Origin of the sequence: Streptomyces sp. NPDC005262, assembly GCF_042872425.1 — a bacterium.
In the GTDB taxonomy this organism is placed as follows: Bacteria; Actinomycetota; Actinomycetes; order Streptomycetales; family Streptomycetaceae; genus Streptomyces.
Map to the genome: position 1 here is coordinate 1,123,119 of NZ_JBIAKK010000001.1, position 18,836 is coordinate 1,141,954.

Here is an 18,836-nt window from a genome sequence, read left to right on the forward strand (position 1 = left end):
GCGGCGCTCATCGTGCCTCGCAACGTTCTCGGTTCGTTACCGGTGTGACTGGGGCACTATGACGGGGTGGCTTCCGCCAGGTCGCACGACGGGTCCGGCCCGCTCCGCAGGACGGCCCGGACGATCGGTCATGCCCTGCACGTGCCGTTCACCGGCACGGCGAAGGGCATCCGCAAGGCGACCCACGCCCACGGCGCCGGCGAATCCGGGCTCGGCAAACTGATCGAACTGCATGCCGTGAACGGCGCGGGCGACGTGATGATCACCGTCGCGCTCGCCTCGACGGTGTTCTTCTCGGTGCCGACGGACGAGGCCCGCGGGCGCGTCGCCCTCTATCTCGCCATCACGATGGCACCCTTCACGCTCCTCGCCCCCGTCATCGGCCCGCTCCTGGACCGCCTGCCGCACGGCCGCCGCGCCGCGATGGCGGGCGCCATGCTGGCCCGGGCGCTGCTGGCGATCACCATGTCGAGCGCGGTCGCCACGGGCGATCTGGAGCTGTATCCGGCGGCGCTGGGTGTCCTGGTCTCCTCGAAGGCGTACGGGGTCGTGCGCAGCGCGGTCGTGCCGCGCCTGCTGCCCCCCGGTTTCTCCCTGGTGAAGGCGAACTCCCGGGTCACCCTGGCCGGGCTTCTGGCCACGGGTGTGGCGGCGCCGATCGGCGCCGGGCTGCAGACCGTCGGGCCCGGCTGGCCGCTGTTCGGCGCGTGCGTGATCTTCGTCGGCGGCACGGTGCTCGCCTTCACACTGCCACACAAGGTCGACTCGGCGAAGGGTGAGCGCCGGGCCCAGCTGGTCGAGCACCACGGGCACCAGCCGTCCGTCCCGGCCAAGCCGTCCAAGACCAACGGAAAACGGGCCAACGGCAAGAAAACCACCACGAGGTCCGGGCCGAAGGAGAAGCGGCCGGGGCTGCGGACCGTCGGGCCGTCGGTCCTGCACGGGCTCCAGGCGAACGCCGCGCACCGCGCCCTCTCCGGTTTCCTGATCTTCTTCCTGGCGTTCCTGCTGCGTGAGCAGCCGCTGGCCGGGCAGAGCGCCGCCGTCTCGCTCGGCATCGTCGGTGTCGCGGCCGGTGTCGGCAACGCCCTCGGTACGGCCATGGGGTCCTGGCTCCGGGCCCGTGGCCCGGAGGTGATCATCGCGTCGGTGCTGGGGCTGGCCCTCGGCGTCGCCGTCCTCGCCGCGGTCTTCTTCTCCACCCTGATGGTCGCCGCGCTCAGTGCGGTGGCGGGCTTCACCCAGGCCCTGTCCAAGCTGTCGCTGGACGCCACGATCCAGCGTGACGTGCCGGAAGAGGTACGGACCTCCGCGTTCGCCCGGTCCGAGACAGTGCTGCAGATGTCCTGGGTGGTCGGCGGCGGCATCGGCATCTCCCTCCCCCTCAACGGCGTACTGGGGATGTCTGTCGCCGCGGGGATCCTCGCCCTCGGCGCGGCAGCCTCCGTACGGGGTCTGCTGAGCGCCGCGCGGCGCGGCTCGCCGCACCCCCGCGTGGCGTGAGCCGGAGCGACCGATAACCTTCGGCCCATGACCGTTGCGTTCTTCTCCGGTAAGGGCCGTCGTATCGGCGTCGCTCTTGGTGCCGTGTCCGCGGGACTCCTTGTCCTGTCCGCCTGCGACAAGCCGACGCCGCTCGCCACCGTGACGGTCGGCGACACCTCGGTGTCCACCGAGGCGTCCTGCTACAACGATGGCGACGCCCTCAAGGACTCGCAGATCCAGGCCTGCTTGAACAAGAAGGCGGAGAAGTCCGTCAAGGTCGCGATGGACGACAAGGTCCGCTTCGGCGTCGACCCCGAGGTCGCGGACAACGGCTGGACGCTCTTCATCAACGGCCAGCAGGCCGAGCAGGAGCCGTACAAGAGGACCTACCGGTCCGTCCCGGGCAGCGCCTTCTTCTCCAGCCAGACCGGCGAGACCACGAACAAGACGCAGATCAGCATCGTGGAGACCAACGGCAAGAAGCTCACCGGCATCTGGCACTTCGAGCTCAAGAAGACCGACTGATCCCCTCCTGACCTGGGAGGGCCCTCCCCGTGCGTGTGCTTGTCGTGACCGCTGTCCCGGTGGAACGGGACGCGGTCACGCGTGCGTTCACGGACAGACCGCAGATCCTCGATGTGCCCGGCGCCGAGCTGCACCGCGCCGGCGCCTTCGATGTGGTCGCGGGCGGCGCGGGTCCGGCTTCCGCGGCCGCCGCGGCCGCCTTCGCCCTGGCCTCGGGGGCCGGGGCGGAGGCCGGTCCGGGCTCCGGGGCGGGACCGTACGGCCTGGTCGTCTCTGCCGGGATCGGCGGCGGGTTCGCGCCCGGCGCCCCCCTCGGCTCCCTCGTCGTGGCGAGCGGGATCGTCGCCGCCGATCTGGGCGCCGAGACCCCCGACGGCTTCGTGCCCGTCACCGCCCTGGGCTTCGGACGGGAACGGTTCGTGCCGCCGCCCGACCTGGTACGGGGCGTGGCCGCGGCCACCGGCGCGCTGACGGGCGAGGTCCTCACCGTCTCCACCGTGACCGGCAGCGCCGGACGCGCCACCGCTCTGCGCACCGCCCACCCGCACGCCGTCGCCGAGGCCATGGAGGGGTTCGGGGTCGCCGAGGCCGCCGAGCGTCTGCGCGTACCCGTGCTGGAGATCCGGGCCGTCTCGAACGCCGTCGGCCCGCGCGACCGGAACGCCTGGCGCATCGGCGACGCGCTGGCCGCGCTCACCGAGGCATTCGGGAAGCTCACCCCCGTACTGGAAGGCTGGACCACTCCCCATGACCGACACCGCTGACACCACCGGCGACGCCCTGCGCATCGCCTTCTCGCCGTGCCCGAACGACACGTTCGTCTTCGACGCCTGGGCGCACGGCCGGGTCCCCGGCGCGCCCGCCCTCGATGTCACGTTCGCCGACATCGACCTCACCAACGGCATGGCCGAGCGCGGCGAACTGGACGTGCTGAAGGTGTCGTACGCGGTGCTGCCCTGGGTCCTGGAGGAGTACGCGCTGCTGCCCTGCGGCGGGGCGCTGGGACGCGGCTGCGGGCCGCTCGTCCTGACGAAGGAGCCGGGTACGGATCTGGCGGGGAAGACCGTCGCCGTGCCGAGCGAGCGCTCGACCGCCTATCTGCTGTTCCGGCTCTGGGCGGCGGATGTCGTCCCGGGTGACGTCGGCGAGATCGTCGTCATGCCGTTCGACGAGATCATGCCCGCCGTGCGGGACGGGAAGGTGGACGCCGGTCTCGTCATCCACGAGGCGAGGTTCACGTACCGGAACTACGGCCTGCACAGCCTCGCCGACATGGGCGAGCATTGGGAGTTGACGACCGGCTTGCCGATCCCGCTCGGCGCGATCATCGCCAAGCGGTCGCTGGGCGCCGAGAAGCTGAAGGCGCTGGCCGAGTCGGTGCGCACGTCCGTACGGATGGCCTGGGACGACCCGGAGGCGTCGCGGCCGTACGTGCTGGAGCACGCCCAGGAGATGGACCCGGCCGTGGCCGACCAGCACATCGGGCTGTACGTCAACGAGTTCACCGCGGACCTCGGCGAGAACGGCTACGCGGCGGTCCGCGGGCTGCTGACCCGCGCGGCGGCCGAGGGGCTGGTGCCGCCCCTCGGCCCGGACGCGCTGTCGTTCGTCTGAGTGACCGGCGCCGGCCGGTCGGCGACAGGCTGCGCGGCCTGTCGCCGGTCCGCTATACGTCGAGCTGGTCGGCGACCGCGCGCAGCAGGCCGCCGATCTGCTTGCCGGCCGCCTTGTCCGGGTAGCGGCCCCGCTCCAGCATCGGCGTGATGTTCTCCAGCAGCGTCGTCAGATCCTGCACGATCGATGCCAGTTCGTCCGGCTTGCGTCGCTGGGCGGCCGCGACGGACGGCGTCGGGTCCAGAATCGCCACCGACAGCGCCTGATCACCGCGCTGACCTGCGACGACGCCGAATTCGACGCGCTGACCGGGCTTGAGGGCGTCCACTCCGTCAGGGAGCACCGACGAGTGCACGAACACGTCGCCACCGTCGTCGCGGGAAAGGAAGCCGAAGCCCTTCTCGCTGTTGAACCATTTGACCTTGCCAGTCGGCAAAGCACGCACCCCATCTCAACCTGTATGCCGGAACCAAGCCTCAGCAGGTCAGGCCGGACCATGGTCGTGCTCCCCTGCTGGCAGAAGCCTCCACAGGTGCAGTACCCCTCGTCAAGCCTGGTCATCCGGACTGTGTCCAGAAACGGCGCACTACGGGTGAAGAGGGGTTCTTCCGGGGTGGGAACTACCCTTGCGGGGTGAGTACTCCTCCTTCTGGTGCAGGCGACCGGCTCGTCCGGGTCGGCGCGATCGTCTTCTTCATCGGGGCGCTGGCCACTCTGGTCACAGTGGCCCCGCTGTTCCTCGGGACCGACCCGTTCCCGTCCATCGCGTACGCGGTGTGCATGTTGATGGGGGTGGGATTCCTGATCGCGGCGGCCGGCGTGGTGCGGTCGGCGTGGGCCGGGTCTCCGAAGCGGGACGCCACGCGGTAGAGCGAAGACCGGGGGCGGAGGGTGGCGTTGTTCCGCCGGACAGCCCTACGCGGCCCGGTAGGCGTCCAGCCAGGCCGGGAACTCCGTCAGGTTCTGCAGGATCACATCCGCGCCCGCCGCTCGCAGTTCGTCCGCGTCGCACGGGCCCGTCGTGACCGCCACCGACAGCGCCTCCGCCGTGCGGGCGCCGCGTACGTCCCCGGTGTGGTCGCCGACGTACACCTGCGCGCCGTGCTCGCGCAGCGCCCGCGCCTTTCCCTCCGCCCACAGGCCGCCGATGATCTCGTCGGCCTCGATCCCGAGGTGCGCCAGGTGGAGCCTGGCGTTCGGCTCGTGCTTCGCCGTGACGACGATCGTCCGGCCGCCCCGCTCGCGGATCGCGGCGATGGACTCCCGGGCGCCGGGCAGCGCCGGGGTCGGGGTGATGGCGTGTGTGGGATAGATCTCCCGGTAACGGTCGGCCGTGGCGGCCACGACGTCCGCCGGGAACCAGTTCGCCAGTTCGTCCTCCAGGGGCGGACCGAGCCTGCTGACCACCAGATCGATATCGATAGACCTCCCCGTCTCGGCGGAAAGCGCCTGGTAGGCGGCCTTGATGCCGGGCCGGGAGTCGATGAGCGTCATATCGAGGTCGAAGCCGACCGTCAGGGGGTGCGAAGCCATGCCCTCCATTGTGCCGAGGTCACGGATCTGCCCCTCGCCCTCCGGGCCCCATCGCACCCGGCCTAGACTAAGCCAAGCCTTACCTGGCTGTGCCGGCCCTGCGTGGCTGCACAGAGCCAGGTCGTCCAGTTTGCCGATTGGGTCCGATGCCAGCCGCCGCACCTCGCCGTCACAGACGCGCTCTCGCGACGGCGACGGCCGTCCTGGCGCTGCTCGTGGCCGTCCTGCTCAGCCTCGCCGTGGGCGCGCGCACCATCGCGCCTTCCGCGGTGCTCGACGCCCTGCTGCACGGCGGGCACTCCGACGCCGCCGAGGTGATTCGCCAACTGCGGGTGCCACGCACCCTGATCGGGCTGATGGTCGGTGCGGCACTGGCCCTCGCGGGCACGGTGCTCCAGGGCATCACCCGTAACCCCATCGCCGACCCCGGCATCCTCGGCATCAGCCAGGGCGCCTCGGTCGGCGTGGTGCTGGCCATCGCGTACGCGGGGATCCACACGCTGACCGGATACGTCTGGTTCGCGTTCGCCGGGGCGGCCGTCGCGTCCGTCGCCGTGTACGCGATCGCGTCGCGCGGGCGCGGCGGGGCGACGCCCGTGAAGCTCGCGCTGGGCGGCGCCGCGATCAATGCGCTGCTGGTGTCCGTGACGATGGCGGTGCTGACGACGAAGGCGTCCGCACTCGACGAGTTCCGCTTCTGGCAGGTCGGTTCGATCTCCGGACGGGAAGCCGAGGTGGCGCAGCAGATCTGGCCGTTCCTGCTGGCCGGCACGGTGCTCGTGCTGTCCGTGGCGCGAGGCCTCGATGCGCTGGCGCTGGGCGAGGACGTGGCGAAGGGGCTGGGGCAGAAGGTCGCGACGGTACGGATCGTCGGCGGTGTCGGGGCCACGGTGCTGACCGGGGTCGGGGTGGCCGCGGCCGGACCGATCGCGTTCATCGGGCTGGCAGTCCCGCACATCGCCCGCGCGATCGTCGGCAGCGACCACCGGTGGGTACTGCCGATGGCGGCGCTGATCGGCCCCGTGATGCTGCTGGTCTCGGACGTCATCGGCCGGATCGTCTTCCCGCCGAGCGAGGTCCCGGCGGGCGTGATGACGGCGCTGATCGGAGTGCCGTTCCTGGTCGCACTGGTACGTCGGAAGGCGGTCCCGGCATGAGCGGCACCCTCACCCGGACCCCGGTCCGGCCCGCCGGGTACAGCGTCGTGAGGATCGGGGCGCGCGGGCGGTTCCTGCTGCACCGGCGTGCGGCCGTCGCCGCGGCGGTCCTCGTCGTGCTGCTGGCGGTCGTCTGTGTCGCGTACCTCTGCGTCGGCGAAAGCTTCGTCGCGCCGGCCGAGGTCGTGAAGGTGATCCTCGGGCAGCCGTCGCCGTACGAACTGGTCGTCGGGACGCTGCGGCTGCCGCGCATGGTCGTCGGCCTGCTCGTCGGCGTGGCTTTCGGGATCGCCGGGTCGCTGATCCAGACGGTGGCCCGCAATCCGCTGGCCAGCCCCGACATCATCGGCATCAGCCAGGGTGCGGGCGCGCTCACGGTCGGCGCGATGACGTTCGGCGTCACCTCGTACACCGTGCTGCCGTATCTGTCGGTCATCGGCGGGGTCGCGGCGGCGGCGCTCGTGTACGTCTTCGCATGGCGCGGCGGGCTGCACGCCACCCGGTTCGTCCTCATCGGCATCGGCTTCGCCATCGCGCTGCGGTCCGTCACCACACTGTTCCTGACCAAGGGCGACTATCTGGTCGCCCAGCAGGCGCAGATCTGGATGACGGGCTCGCTGAACGGCCGCGGCTGGAACGAGGTGGCGCCGATCGGCTGGACGCTGCTCGCGCTGCTGCCGGCCGTCCTGTGGGCGGCCCGCGCGCAGCGCACCGTGTCGATGGACGACGACACCGCGACCGCGCTGGGGGTGCGGCTGGGCCGGGTACGCCTGGGGCTCGTCGCGCTCGGGGTGATCCTGGCGTCCGTGGCGACGGGGACCGCCGGGCCGGTCGACTTCGTGGCGCTGCTCGCCCCGCAGATCGCCCGCCGCATGACACGTACCGCCCAGATCCCGCTGCTGTGCTCGGCGCTGCTCGGCGCGGTGATCGTCGTCTTCGGTGATCTGCTGGCGCGCAAACTCTTCTCGCCCACCGAACTGCCGGTGGGTGTGCTGACGGCGGCGGTCGGCGCCCCGTATCTGATCTGGCTGATCATCCGCGGTCACGGTGGCCGTAATGGAGGCAAGGCATGAGCCCGACCCGTACGACCGATGCCGATGCCGTCGCCGAGGCGACGACCGGCCGTCTCGCCGCGCACCGGCTGACCCTCGCCTACGAGGACCGCACGGTCGTGCACGAGTTGGACCTCACCGTTCCCGACGGCCGGGTCACGGTCATCGTCGGCCCGAACGCATGCGGCAAGTCGACCACCCTGCGCGCGCTCGGCCGGCTGCTCAAGCCGCGCGGCGGGGCCGTACTCCTCGACGGCACCGAGCTGTCCCGGATCCCCACCAAGAAGATCGCCCAGTCGATAGGACTGCTGCCGCAGACCCCGGTCGCGCCAGAGGCGATCACCGTCTCCGACCTCGTCGCCCGCGGCCGTCAGCCGCACCAGCACTGGTGGCAGCAGTGGTCGGAGGAGGACGAGCGGGCCGTCACCGACGCCATGGACCGTACGGACATCACGGCGCTCGGCGACCGGCCGGTGGACGAACTGTCCGGTGGGCAGCGGCAGCGGGTCTGGATCGCGATGGCGCTGGCCCAGGAGACGGATCTGCTGCTGCTCGACGAACCGACGACCTACCTCGACATCTCGCACCAGGTGGAGGTCCTCGACCTGGTGCGCCAGCTCGCCGCGCCGGCGGCCGACGGCAGCCGCGGCCGGACGGTCGTCACCGTCCTCCACGACCTCAACCAGGCCGCGCGGTACTCGGACCACCTGGTCGCGATGAAGGCGGGCCGGATCGTCGCCGAGGGCCACCCGGCGGACATCGTCACCGCGGAGCTCGTACGCGAGGTGTTCGGCCTGGAGGCAGTGATCGTCCCGGACCCGGTGACGGGTTCACCCCTGGTGGTCCCGGGCGCCCCCTGGACCCCGTCCTCCTGAGCCCCACACCGGGCCGCGGGCGCGAGTGATGCCCGGGTGGGGCCGTGCAGGGGTGTCCCCGCAGGGACCGGCGCGCGCCCGTCCGGCGCTCGAGGACGGAATCGCCCACCCCGTGGACCCGAACCCGCCCGGACGAAACCGGCAGCCGGACACCGGCACGAACACCCCCGCCTACTCCACCCGCCTCCGCGCCCGCCACACCAGGAACAGCGCCGACGCCACCGCCGCCCCCCGCACCACCACCGGCCACACCCCGCTCAGCGCCTCGCCCATCCCGTCCTCCGGGATCGGCTCGCCCCAACGCCCGTCCAACCGCCCCCACAGCCAGACCAGGCCACCCGCCGCGACCGCCCCGGGCAGCCACATCGCGGCCAGTTTCGCCTCCGTACGCGAGAGCGTGCGTGAGCCGTACGCGAGCAGCCAGCCGCCCGCCAGGGCCACCCAGTACCCGGTCACCGCACCGGTGACCAGCAGCGCGGCGGCGAGCAGCAACAACGGGTGGGAGAACCGGAACCCGTTGTTCTCGCGGGGTGCACGCCGACGCGACCGGGGCCGCCACCGACCGCGCGGCGTGTCGTCCGCCTCACCGGGATCAGCACCGTCGGAGCCGGCCCCGGCACCGTCACCGCCCTCTTCCGCGTCGGCACCGGCGGCCCCCTCCGCGGTCCCCTCCACCGGCGGCCGCGGCGGCCTCAACAGCTCGGCGATCTCCACCCCGCCGACGAACCCCGGCACCTCCACGCCGTCCCCGAACGGCCCCGACTCGATGCGCCACCAGTCGGGTTCGCTCCCGGACGCGCCCAGTTCGTCCGTCCCCGCCATGTGCGGCGGCGACGGCACCCGCTGGGCCGGCACATCACCGCCCGAAGCCCCCGAGGTCCCCGAGATCTCCGGGGCCCGGGAGGCCCCCGCCGCCCCCTCCGACGCGCCCTTGCGCGAACTCTCTTTCCGGAGCGTCCCTCTGCGCGGCCGGGGGATCCCCCGCGACTGCGGATCACCCGCATCCGGAGCCTCCGCCGCCCCCGGCAACGTCACCGTTCCGTCGGCCGACCGGGCCGCCGCGGCGACCAGTTCGTCCGGTGTGCCGAGCCGCCCGATGATGCGGCGCACCGCCGCCGGTGTGTCCGTGGCCTGGCTTCCGCGCTGCCGGTCGATCTCGGTGCGCAGTGCCGCCACGAGCCGCATCCGGGTGCCCGAGGACAGCTGCTGCTGCTGGGCCAGATCCCCGACCCGGCTCAGATAGTCGTAGACGAGCTGGTCGCTCTCGATCCCCACGCGATGGTTCCCCTCTGACCGGCCTGCACCGACGGTAGCGCCCTCGGGCCTGTCCGGAGCGACTACCGTGGGACGGATGGGGATGACCACACCACCGCGGACGCTCGCCGAAGCTCTGCGCTCCCGGGACGACGAGTCGTTGGCCGGGCTGCTCCGCGCCCGCCCCGATCTTCTGTCTCCGGTGCCGAACGACATCACCCAGCTGGCGACGAGGGCCGGCACCCGGGCCTCCGTCGTACGCGCGCTGGAGCACCTCGACCGGTTCGCCCTGCAGACCGCGGAGGCGCTGGCCGTCGCGCCCGATCCGACCCCGTACGAGACCCTGCTCGCCCTGCTCACCGGCGACGGCCAGGACGACGGCACGGCCCGCGACGACGTGGGTACGGCGATCCGGAGCGCGGCACCCGGCGCCCTCGCGACCCTGCGCGAACAGGCCCTCGTCTGGGGCGAGGACGACCGGCTGCGGCTGGTGCGTACCGCGCGCGAACTCCTCGCCCCGTCCCCGCAGCACCCCTCCCCCACCGGGCTTGGGCCGACCGTCGCCGAGGCCACGGCCGGCATGTCGCCGGGCCGGCTCCAGGAGATCCTGGCGGCGGCCGGGCTGCCCGCCACCCATGACCCGGTCTCCGCGGTGGCCTCCCTGTCCGCGCTCTTCACCGACCGCGCCAGGATGGGCGAGCTGCTCGACACCGCGCCCGTCGAGGCCCTGTCGGTGCTGGACCGGCTGGTGTGGGGCCCGCCGTACGGGGAGGTGACCCCGAACCCGACGCCGCCCGTGAAGTGGCTGCGGGACCGCGGGCTGCTGCTGCCCGTGTCGACGCGCACGGTCGTCCTGCCGCGCGAGGCCGCCCTGCATCTGCGGGCCGGGCGCGCCCACCGCGTTCCGGAGCCGCTGCCGCCCGCCGTCGTGGCGGCCGCGACGCGGGATCCCCAGGCTGTGGACAGTGCGGCGGCGGGCCAGGCATTCCTGGCGGTGTCCACCGTCGAGGAACTCCTGACGAGCTGGAACGGCGGCGGGCCACCGATACTGCGCGCCGGCGGCCTCAGCGTCCGCGAACTGAAGCGCACCGCGGCCGTCCTCGACGTCTCGGAGCCGATCGCCACGTTCTGGCTCGAACTCGCTTACGCGGCCGGACTGCTGGCCTCCGACGGCGAGGCCGACGAGCGGTACGCGCCGACGCCCGCGTACGACGACTGGACCGAACTCCCCGTCCAGGACCGCTGGGTGCACCTCGCCACCACGTGGCTCACCGCCACCCGCACCGCCGGCCTGGTCGGCGGTCAGGACGCCAAGGGCCGGGCCCTGTCCGCGCTCGGCCCGGATCTCGACCGCTCGGCCGCTCCCGAGGTACGCCACCGCATCCTGGCCCTGCTCGCCTCGCTGGACCCCGGCACCGCCCCGGACCCGGAGTCGCTGCTCGCCCGGCTCCGCTGGGAGCGGCCGCTGCGCGGCGCCTCCACCTCCGCCGGGAACACCACCGACCTGCGGTCCCGGATCGCCCTGTGGACGCTGAACGAGTCCGAACTCCTCGGCATCACCGGCCGCGGCGCGCTCTCCTCCCAGTCCCGCGCCCTGCTCGACTCCGGGCCCGCGAAGGCCGCCGCGCTGCTCGCCCCGCTCATCCCGGAACCCCTCGACCACGTGCTGCTCCAGGCCGACCTGACGGCCGTCGCGCCCGGCCCGCTGGAACGCCCCCTCGCCGACACGCTGTCCGTCCTCGCGGACATCGAGTCGAAGGGTGGTGCGACGGTCTACCGGTTCACGCCGGGCTCCGTACGCCGCGCACTGGACGCCGGACAGTCCGCGGCCGATCTGCACGCGTTCCTCGCCGCGCACAGCCGTACGCCGGTCCCGCAGCCCCTCAGCTACCTCATCGACGACGTCGCCCGCCGCCACGGCCATCTGCGGATCGGCGCCGCGTCCGCGTACGTACGCTGCGACGACGAGGCCGTGCTCAACGAGATCCTCGCCGACAGACGCTCGGCCACCCTGCGCCTGCGCCGCCTCGCGCCGACGGCCCTGGCCGCCCAGATCGACCCGGCGTCCCTGCTCGAAGGGCTGCGCGAGATGGGCTACGCCCCGGCCGCCGAGTCCGCCGAGGGCGACGTCCTGATCACCCGCGCGGGCACCCGCCGCACCCCGCCCCGTACACCGCCCGCCCCCGTCCCCGAGGGCCCGCCGGTCCCCGACGGAACTCTGCTGGGCGCGGCGGTGCGGGCGATCCGCGCCGGGGACACGGCCGCGACGGTCGTCCACAAGGAGACGGACGGGACCGCCGCCGCCACGGCCGGCTCACTGCCCCGCACGACGTCCGCGGAGACCCTCGCCACGGTCCAGGCGGCGGCCATGACGGGTGCCGCGGTGTGGATCGGGTACGTCAACGCGGACGGCGCCGCCAGCCAGCGGGTCATCGCCCCGGTCCGGGTGGAGGGCGGCTTCGTGACGGCGTACGACCACACGGCGGACGAGGTCCGCACCTACCCGCTGCACCGGATCACCGGCGTCGCCGAACTTGCCGACGGCGCCACCGACTGAACTTCCGGCCCATCGGGAGGCACCGCCGGCGTGCGTTCCCACCGCCGGCGTGCGTTCCCACCGCCGGCGTGCGTTCCGCAGCCCGGCGGCAACGGCGTGCCGGGACACATCCCTACAGGACGGCGAGCGAGTGGCCGGACATCCCGCGCACCGTCACCTACGCGCCACCTACCCCGCATGCGGCACACTGGACGTTTGGCCGCACGGGCGGCCGCACCCCGTAGAAAGGGCCGAGACGCGTGACCGGACCCCTCATCGTCCAAAGCGACAAGACGCTGCTCCTGGAAGTCGACCACGACCAGGCCGATGCCTGCCGTCGCGCGATCGCGCCGTTCGCGGAACTGGAGCGGGCGCCCGAGCACATCCACACCTACCGGCTGACCCCCCTCGGACTGTGGAACGCACGCGCCGCCGGGCACGACGCCGAGCAGGTCGTCGACGCGCTCGTGCAGTACTCGCGCTATCCGGTACCGCACGCGCTGCTCGTCGACATCGCCGAGACGATGGCCCGGTACGGCCGCCTCACGCTCTCCAAGCATCCGGTCCACGGGCTGGTGCTGACCTCCACCGACCGGCCCGTGCTGGAGGAGATCCTCCGGTCGAAGAAGGTCCAGCCGCTGGTCGGGGCCCGGATCGACCCGGACACCGTGGCGGTGCACCCGTCCGAGCGCGGACAGATCAAGCAGACACTGCTGAAGCTGGGCTGGCCGGCCGAGGACCTCGCCGGGTACGTCGACGGCGAGGCGCACCCGATCGAGCTGGCCGAGGACGGCTGGGCTCTGCGGCCGTACCAGAAGCAGGCCGTCGAAGGGTTCTGGCACGGCGGCTCCGGTGTCGTCGTACTTCCCTGCGGTGCGGGCAAGACACTGGTCGGGGCCGGTGCGATGGCGGAGGCCAAGGCGACCACGCTGATCCTGGTGACGAATACCGTCTCGGCCCGGCAGTGGAAGCACGAGTTGGTGAAGCGGACGTCGCTGACCGAGGACGAGATCGGCGAGTACAGCGGTACGCGCAAGGAGATCCGGCCGGTCACCATCGCCACGTACCAGGTGCTGACGACCCGCCGTAAGGGCATCTATCCGCATCTGGAGCTGTTCGACTCCCGCGACTGGGGCCTGGTGATCTACGACGAGGTGCATCTGCTGCCCGCACCCGTCTTCAAGTTCACCGCCGACCTGCAGGCCCGCCGGCGGCTCGGCCTCACCGCGACGCTCGTCCGGGAGGACGGCCGCGAGTCGGACGTCTTCTCGCTGATCGGCCCCAAGCGGTTCGACGCTCCGTGGAAGGAGATCGAGGCGCAGGGGTACATCGCGCCTGCCGACTGTGTGGAGGTCCGGGTCAATCTGACGGATTCGGAGCGGCTGGCCTACGCGACCGCGGAGACCGAGGAGAAGTACCGGTTCTGCGCGACGACGGCGACGAAGCGGAAGGTGACGGAGGCACTGGTGCGCAAGCACCGGGGCGAGCAGACCCTCGTCATCGGGCAGTACATCGACCAGCTCGACGAGCTGGGCGAGCATCTGGACGCACCGGTGATCAAGGGCGAGACGAGCAACGCCCAGCGGGAGAAGCTCTTCGACGCGTTCCGCCAGGGCGAACTCAGCGTCCTCGTCGTGTCGAAGGTCGCGAACTTCTCGATCGACCTGCCCGAGGCGACCGTCGCCATCCAGGTGTCGGGCACGTTCGGCTCACGGCAGGAGGAGGCACAGCGGCTCGGCCGGGTGCTGCGGCCGAAGGCGGACGGGCACGAGGCCCGGTTCTACTCGGTGGTCGCGCGCGACACGATCGACCAGGACTTCGCGGCACACCGCCAGCGTTTCCTGGCGGAGCAGGGGTACGCGTACCGGATCGTGGACGCGGACGAGCTGCTGACGGACAACTGAGCAAGTGCGTCGAGCGGGTCCCGGCGCGGGCCGGGGCTCGCCCCCGCGCCGGATGCTCATACCGGCGCGCGCGGGCCCGGTGGCCTCGCCGTACTCACTGGTCGCGGCGTACGGCGTGGTCGTGCTGTTCTCGGTGGTCGCGGCGGAGGACGCCCGCCTCCTCCGCGTACTCGCCGAGGACGGCCACGCCGAACGCGGCGCGTGCGAAGACCTTCACGGCGCGCACGGCGTCGCCGACGTGGTGGGTGGGCGGGTGACCGGTGGCGGCCGTCGCGCCGTGCGCGGGACCGGTTCCGTGTGGGTTCAGGCTGGCGGTGCTCATGTGATCCATGGTGCTGCGCCCGTCCCGGATGGGCATCGGCCCACGGACGGAATCACTGTGGTCTTCGCATAGGCCTCCGGTCGCATGCCGTCCCCTACGGGGTGGGGCGGGGGACCGGGGGTGGGCCGGACAGCTCAATTCGTTCGACCCCGCCGATCGCGGTCGATACAATCGCCGGTCTGCCTGCCTCCCGCACCGTGGTACCGGCTCGTCGCCGGCAGCCGGGGGAGCGCCGCCGACCGGACGGAAACCGGCCGACAGTCGTACGTGCACCTGCGTGCGCACCCCGTGATCGATCCTCGAGCGGACCGCATCGCCCCTGACGGTAACCGGGAGCGAGCTGCGGTCCGCCGTCCTGCGTTGAAAAGCCGGAGGCAACACCGTGTCCGCGCACGAACACGAAAGCGACACCACCACCGATCCGCTGGCTCGCGAGCGCGCCCATCTCGCGGCGTCCCGGGCCGCGTTGCGCGCCATGCGGGAGGACGCCCAGGCCCTCGATATCCGCGATGTCACCGCGAACTGGGTCAACGCCGCCGTCCTGCAGGCCCAGATCAGCGAACGCATCAAGTCGCTCGCCGACCTCGCCCACACCCCGCTCTTCTTCGGCCGCCTCGACTATCTGCACCCGGTCGGCGCCGAACAGGCCGAGGGCGCGGAGGGCGAGCAGTTCTACATCGGGCGGCGCCATGTCCATGACGCCGACGGCGACCCCATGGTCATCGACTGGCGTGCGCCCGTCTCGCAGCCGTTCTACCGGGCCTCGAAGAAGGACCCGCAGGACGTCGGACAGCGCCGCCGCTTCGGGTACACCGGCGGCGAGCTGACCGCGTACGAGGACGAGCACCTCAGCGACCCCACCGAGGCCGCGCAGACCAGCAAACTGCTCCAGGCGGAGATCGAGCGGCCGCGCGTCGGTCCGATGCGCGACATCGTGGCGACGATCCAGCCCGAGCAGGACGAGATCGTCCGCAGCGGGCTCGGCGGGACGGTCTGCGTGCAGGGAGGGCCCGGAACCGGCAAGACCGCCGTCGGCCTGCACCGGGTCGCGTATCTGCTGTACGCGCACCGCGAGCGGCTCGCCCGCACCGGCACGCTGGTCATCGGGCCGAACCGGTCGTTCCTCCACTACATCGAGCAGGTGCTCCCGGCCCTCGGTGAGCTGGAGGTGAAACAGGCGACCGTCGACGATCTGGTGGCGGCGCATGTCGAGGTGCGGGGTACGGACGCGGCGGAGGCGGCCGTCGTCAAGGGTGATGCCCGGATGGCGGAGGTGCTCCGGCGGGCGATCCGTTCGCATGTGACGCTGCCGACGGAGCCGGTGATGGTGGTGCGCGGTTCGCGCCGCTGGCGGGTGCCCGCGTACGAACTGGAGGAGATGGTCACCGAGTTGCTGGCCCGCGACATGCGGTACGGCGCGGCGCACGAGGCTCTTCCGCAGCGCATCGCGCACGCCGTCCTGGTGCGGATGGAGGAGGCCGGCGAGGCCCCCGACGACCGGGTGCAGAACGCGGTGGCCCGTACTCCCGCGGTCAAGGCGGCCGTGAAGGCGATCTGGCCGGCCGTCGACCCGGCGAAGCTGGTGCTGCGGCTGCTCTCCGACCCGGAGTTCCTGGCCGCGCACGCGGACGGGCTGCTGACCGAGGACGAGCAGAAGACGATCCTGTGGACGAAGCCGGCCCGGAGCGTGAAGTCGGCGAAGTGGTCGGCGGCGGACGCGGTGCTGATCGACGAGGCGAGCGATCTGGTGGCGCGTACGCACTCGCTGGGCCATGTCGTCCTCGACGAGGCGCAGGACCTCTCCCCCATGCAGTACCGGGCGGTGGGCCGCCGCTGCACGACCGGTTCGGCGACCGTGCTCGGCGACCTGGCGCAGGGGACGACGCCGTGGTCGACCGAGAGCTGGGCGCAGGCGCTGCACCACCTGGGCAAGGGGGACGCGGTGGTGGAGGAGCTGACGGCGGGCTTCCGTGTGCCGAGGGAGGTCATCGCGTACGCGTCACGGCTGCTGCCGGTGATCTCGCCGGGCCTCGCGGAGGTGGAGTCGGTGCGTGAGTCACCGGGTTCACTGGCGGTACGGGAGGTGGCCGGCCCGGCCGCTCTGGACGCGGCGGTGCTCGCGGCGTGCGAGGAGTCGCTGACGCAGGAGGGGTCGATCGGCCTGATCGCGGCGGACGCCCGGATCCCGGCGCTGGCGGAGGCGCTGACGGCGGCGGGGCACGCGTATCTGTCCCCCGGTGAGGAGACGACGGCCGAGTCCCGGCTGACGCTGGTCCCGGCGTCGCTGGCGAAAGGCCTGGAGTACGACTATGTGGTGCTGGACGAGCCGGCGGCCGTGGTCGACGGCGAACCGGACGAACGCACGGGCCTGCGCCGGTTGTATGTGGCGCTGACCCGTGCGGTGTCGGGATTGACGGTGGTGCACGCGGCTGGGCTGCCGGAGGCGCTCGGGGGCACCGGGGGCCGGTAGTCGCCCAGCCCCGGTCGCCGGACGGGCTCGGCTGTCCCGCCCTTCCGGCGACCGAGGACGGAACCGGTCACTCCGGCGAGCCGACCCGTCCGTCGAGCCGCGCCCGCCACTCCCGTACCGCTGCCACGTCCACCGGCGCGTCCCATCCCTCGGGTCGCGCCGCGCCCCCGATGTGCACCGCGTCGATGCCGGCGGCCAGCAGGTCCGGCAGGTGTTCGAGCCGCAGCCCGCCCCCCACCAGGATCTGCGGCTCGTACCCGGGCTCGCCCTTCCGCTCCGCCTCGCCGAGCAGCGTCGGGATGCCGTCGTCGACGCCGAGCGCCGATCCGGCCGTGAGATACGTGTCGAGGCCGGGCAGGTCCGCCAGCTGCTTGCGCAGGGCGTCCCGGTCGGCGGCGCGGTCGATCGCGCGGTGAAACGTCCAACTGCAGCCGTCCAGCTCGGCGACGAGCCGTTCGACGGCGACGAGGTCCGCGTGTCCCTGCGCGTCCAGGAAGCCGAGGACGAATTCCTCGGCGCCCTCGGCCCGCAGCTCGCGCGCCTTCCGTACGAGTACGTCGATGTCACCGGCCGCGAAGCCGTCCGCCACCCTGAGCATCACCCGCAGCGGAATGTCGACCGCGGCACGGATCTTCGCGAAGGTCGCGCAGGACGGGGTCAGTCCGTCCGCCGCCATGTCGGTGACCAGCTCGAGCCGGTCTGCACCACCCGCCTGGGCAGCGACCGCGTCCTCCGCGTCGAGAGCGATCACCTCCAGGACTGCACGGTTGCTCATGGGCCCCATTCCTCCAGTAAACAGCTATAGGTCTAGTCCAATGGCCAGCCTACGGGTCGGTCGGCTGAAGGCGCAGCTTCCCTGCGGACGTGAAGATACGCGAGGTCAGAGCGGTACCCGGCGGCCGGACACACCCGAGTCCGCCGCTCGATACCGGATCCACCCTTGCGCTTGATAGGGGAGGGGGGTATACATGCATCAGTATCAGATACCCCCTAGGGGTATATATGCCAGGAGGACACCGTGCCCGCGCACACCGCCGCAACCGGCACCGGCACCACCGCAGAGGTCGAGCTCTCCATCGGCGGCATGACCTGCGCCTCGTGCGCGGCCCGCATCGAGAAGAAGCTCAACCGGATGGACGGCGTCACCGCCACCGTCAACTACGCCACCGAGAAGGCCAAGGTCAGCTACCGGGGCGAGGACCTGTCCGTACAGGACCTGATCGCCACCGTCGAGAGGACCGGCTACACGGCGCAGGAGCCCGCGCCTCCGGTGCGAACCGAGGAGTCCGCACCCGCCGCCGAGGACGAGGCCGGCGCGCTCCGCCCGCTGCGGCAGCGGCTGCTCACCGCCGTCGTGCTCGCCGTCCCGGTGATCGCGATGGCGATGATCCCGGCACTGCAGTTCACGTACTGGCAGTGGCTCTCACTGACCCTGACCTTCCCGGTCATCACCTACGCCGCCTGGCCGTTCCACCGCGCCGCCTGGACCAACGCCCGGCACGGCGCGGCGACGATGGACACACTGATCTCCGTCGGCACGTCGGCCGCGTTCCTCTGGTCCGTATGGGCGCTGTTCTTCGGCACGGCCGGGATGCCGGGCATGACGCACCCCTTCGAGCTGACCATCGGCCGCAGCGACGGCGCCGGGAACATCTATCTGGAGGCCGCGGCCGGAGTCACCGCGTTCATCCTGGCCGGCCGCTGGTTCGAGGCCCGCTCCAAGCGGAAGGCCGGCGCGGCGCTCAAGGCGCTCCTGGAGCTGGGTGCCAAAGAGGTCACCGTGCTGAGGGACGGTCGCGAGGTGACCGTGCCGACGGCTGACCTGCAGGTCGGGAACCGGTTCCTGGTCCGTCCCGGCGAGAAGATCGCCACCGACGGCACCGTCGTCGAGGGCGCCTCGGCGGTGGACGCGTCGATGCTCACCGGCGAGTCCGTCCCGGTCGAGGTCGGGGTCGGTGACGCCGTCACCGGTGCCACGCTCAACGCGGGCGGCCGGCTCGTCGTCGAGGCGACACGGATCGGCGCCGACACCCAGCTGGCACGGATGGCGAAGCTCGTCGAGGACGCGCAGAACGGCAAGGCGGCGGTCCAGCGCCTCGCCGACCGGAT

The 18,836-nt window shown here is 72.3% G+C and carries 17 protein-coding genes; 12 read left to right on the forward strand and 5 right to left on the reverse strand.

Features of this window, described 5'->3' with window-relative positions; translation table 11 throughout:
- Window positions 1–66: 66 nt before the first annotated feature.
- Genes ACFYP5_RS05045 through ACFYP5_RS05060 form a run of 4 tightly spaced genes read left to right on the forward strand, consistent with a single transcriptional unit; the run spans window position 67 to window position 3,624 of the window.
- Window positions 67–1,503 (forward strand): MFS transporter, encoded by a 1,437-nt coding sequence (locus ACFYP5_RS05045; protein ID WP_389030603.1) that lies wholly within the window; start codon window positions 67–69, stop codon window positions 1,501–1,503.
- A 27-nt stretch (window positions 1,504–1,530) separates the two neighbouring features.
- Window positions 1,531–2,010 carry a DUF2771 domain-containing protein gene (locus ACFYP5_RS05050; RefSeq protein ID WP_389030605.1) on the forward strand — a complete coding sequence of 160 codons (480 nt, stop codon included), beginning with the start codon at window positions 1,531–1,533 and terminating at the stop codon, window positions 2,008–2,010.
- Between the two features lie 29 nt (window positions 2,011–2,039).
- A complete protein-coding gene (locus ACFYP5_RS05055) occupies window positions 2,040–2,774 on the forward strand; it encodes a futalosine hydrolase (protein WP_389030608.1) in 735 nt (244 codons plus the stop codon).
- A complete protein-coding gene (locus ACFYP5_RS05060; RefSeq protein WP_389030611.1) occupies window positions 2,758–3,624 on the forward strand; it encodes a 1,4-dihydroxy-6-naphthoate synthase in 867 nt (288 codons plus the stop codon). Before ACFYP5_RS05055 ends, ACFYP5_RS05060 begins: the two co-directional genes overlap by 17 nt.
- 52 nt (window positions 3,625–3,676) lie before the next feature.
- Here the strand turns inward: ACFYP5_RS05060 and ACFYP5_RS05065 are convergent, their stop codons facing one another.
- Window positions 3,677–4,060: a cold-shock protein gene (locus ACFYP5_RS05065; RefSeq protein ID WP_037692759.1), complete on the reverse strand. Its 384-nt coding sequence runs from the start codon at window positions 4,058–4,060 to the stop codon at window positions 3,677–3,679.
- Between the two features lie 197 nt (window positions 4,061–4,257).
- On the opposite strand from ACFYP5_RS05065, the gene ACFYP5_RS05070 reads away from it, so the two are divergent.
- Entirely contained in the window at window positions 4,258–4,494 is a 237-nt protein-coding gene (locus ACFYP5_RS05070) for a hypothetical protein (protein ID WP_030926548.1), read from the forward strand.
- Between the two features lie 45 nt (window positions 4,495–4,539).
- Here ACFYP5_RS05070 and ACFYP5_RS05075 read toward each other — a convergent pair whose 3' ends face one another.
- A complete protein-coding gene (locus ACFYP5_RS05075; RefSeq protein ID WP_389030793.1) occupies window positions 4,540–5,166 on the reverse strand; it encodes an HAD family hydrolase in 627 nt (208 codons plus the stop codon).
- Between the two features lie 137 nt (window positions 5,167–5,303).
- Here ACFYP5_RS05075 and ACFYP5_RS05080 point away from each other — a divergent pair, with 137 nt between their 5' ends.
- Genes ACFYP5_RS05080 through ACFYP5_RS05090 form a run of 3 tightly spaced genes read left to right on the forward strand, consistent with a single transcriptional unit; the run spans window position 5,304 to window position 8,241 of the window.
- A complete protein-coding gene (locus ACFYP5_RS05080) occupies window positions 5,304–6,314 on the forward strand; it encodes a FecCD family ABC transporter permease (RefSeq protein WP_389030796.1) in 1,011 nt (336 codons plus the stop codon).
- Window positions 6,311–7,387, forward strand: a complete 1,077-nt coding sequence (locus ACFYP5_RS05085; RefSeq protein WP_389030613.1) for a FecCD family ABC transporter permease — start codon at window positions 6,311–6,313, stop codon at window positions 7,385–7,387. The genes ACFYP5_RS05080 and ACFYP5_RS05085 overlap by 4 nt, the downstream gene beginning before the upstream one ends.
- Window positions 7,384–8,241, forward strand: a complete 858-nt coding sequence (locus ACFYP5_RS05090) for an ABC transporter ATP-binding protein (protein ID WP_389030616.1) — start codon at window positions 7,384–7,386, stop codon at window positions 8,239–8,241. The genes ACFYP5_RS05085 and ACFYP5_RS05090 overlap by 4 nt, the downstream gene beginning before the upstream one ends.
- A gap of 171 nt (window positions 8,242–8,412) precedes the next feature.
- Here the strand turns inward: ACFYP5_RS05090 and ACFYP5_RS05095 are convergent, their stop codons facing one another.
- The gene (locus ACFYP5_RS05095) at window positions 8,413–9,516 is read right to left on the reverse strand and encodes a hypothetical protein (RefSeq protein WP_389030619.1); all 1,104 of its coding nucleotides are present in this window, start codon (window positions 9,514–9,516) and stop codon (window positions 8,413–8,415) included.
- 76 nt (window positions 9,517–9,592) lie between these two features.
- Between ACFYP5_RS05095 and ACFYP5_RS05100 the strand changes: the two genes are divergently transcribed.
- Both ACFYP5_RS05100 and ACFYP5_RS05105 read left to right on the forward strand, forming a co-directional pair.
- A complete protein-coding gene (locus ACFYP5_RS05100) occupies window positions 9,593–12,052 on the forward strand; it encodes a helicase-associated domain-containing protein (protein ID WP_389030622.1) in 2,460 nt (819 codons plus the stop codon).
- 239 nt (window positions 12,053–12,291) lie between these two features.
- Window positions 12,292–13,935, forward strand: a complete 1,644-nt coding sequence (locus ACFYP5_RS05105; RefSeq protein ID WP_389030625.1) for a DNA repair helicase XPB — start codon at window positions 12,292–12,294, stop codon at window positions 13,933–13,935.
- Between the two features lie 94 nt (window positions 13,936–14,029).
- On the opposite strand, the gene ACFYP5_RS05110 is transcribed toward ACFYP5_RS05105, so the two are convergent.
- On the reverse strand, window positions 14,030–14,257 hold the full coding sequence (locus tag ACFYP5_RS05110; RefSeq protein WP_389030628.1) for a hypothetical protein: 228 nt from the start codon (window positions 14,255–14,257) through the stop codon (window positions 14,030–14,032).
- Between the two features lie 382 nt (window positions 14,258–14,639).
- Here ACFYP5_RS05110 and ACFYP5_RS05115 point away from each other — a divergent pair, with 382 nt between their 5' ends.
- Window positions 14,640–16,727, forward strand: coding sequence for a HelD family protein (locus ACFYP5_RS05115; protein WP_389030630.1), 2,088 nt, complete (start codon window positions 14,640–14,642; stop codon window positions 16,725–16,727).
- Between the two features lie 67 nt (window positions 16,728–16,794).
- On the opposite strand, the gene ACFYP5_RS05120 is transcribed toward ACFYP5_RS05115, so the two are convergent.
- Window positions 16,795–17,502 (reverse strand): copper homeostasis protein CutC, encoded by a 708-nt coding sequence (locus ACFYP5_RS05120; protein WP_389030633.1) that lies wholly within the window; start codon window positions 17,500–17,502, stop codon window positions 16,795–16,797.
- A 243-nt stretch (window positions 17,503–17,745) separates the two neighbouring features.
- Here ACFYP5_RS05120 and ACFYP5_RS05125 point away from each other — a divergent pair.
- The coding region (locus ACFYP5_RS05125; RefSeq protein WP_389030635.1) for a heavy metal translocating P-type ATPase at window positions 17,746–18,836 on the forward strand (1,091 nt) is incomplete at its 3' end.

Bases quoted from the DNA above. Each gene is read 5' to 3' on its own strand.
- ACFYP5_RS05050 (WP_389030605.1), top strand. From the start codon at position 1,531: ATGACCGTTGCGTTCTTCTCCGGTAAGGGCCGTCGTATCGGCGTCGCT.
- ACFYP5_RS05060 (WP_389030611.1), top strand. From the start codon at position 2,758: ATGACCGACACCGCTGACACCACCGGCGACGCCCTGCGCATCGCCTTC.
- ACFYP5_RS05075 (WP_389030793.1), bottom strand. From the start codon at position 5,166: ATGGAGGGCATGGCTTCGCACCCCCTGACGGTCGGCTTCGACCTCGAT.
- ACFYP5_RS05080 (WP_389030796.1), top strand. From the start codon at position 5,304: ATGCCAGCCGCCGCACCTCGCCGTCACAGACGCGCTCTCGCGACGGCG.
- ACFYP5_RS05085 (WP_389030613.1), top strand. From the start codon at position 6,311: ATGAGCGGCACCCTCACCCGGACCCCGGTCCGGCCCGCCGGGTACAGC.
- ACFYP5_RS05090 (WP_389030616.1), top strand. From the start codon at position 7,384: ATGAGCCCGACCCGTACGACCGATGCCGATGCCGTCGCCGAGGCGACG.
- ACFYP5_RS05100 (WP_389030622.1), top strand. From the start codon at position 9,593: ATGGGGATGACCACACCACCGCGGACGCTCGCCGAAGCTCTGCGCTCC.
- ACFYP5_RS05110 (WP_389030628.1), bottom strand. From the start codon at position 14,257: ATGAGCACCGCCAGCCTGAACCCACACGGAACCGGTCCCGCGCACGGC.
- ACFYP5_RS05120 (WP_389030633.1), bottom strand. From the start codon at position 17,502: ATGAGCAACCGTGCAGTCCTGGAGGTGATCGCTCTCGACGCGGAGGAC.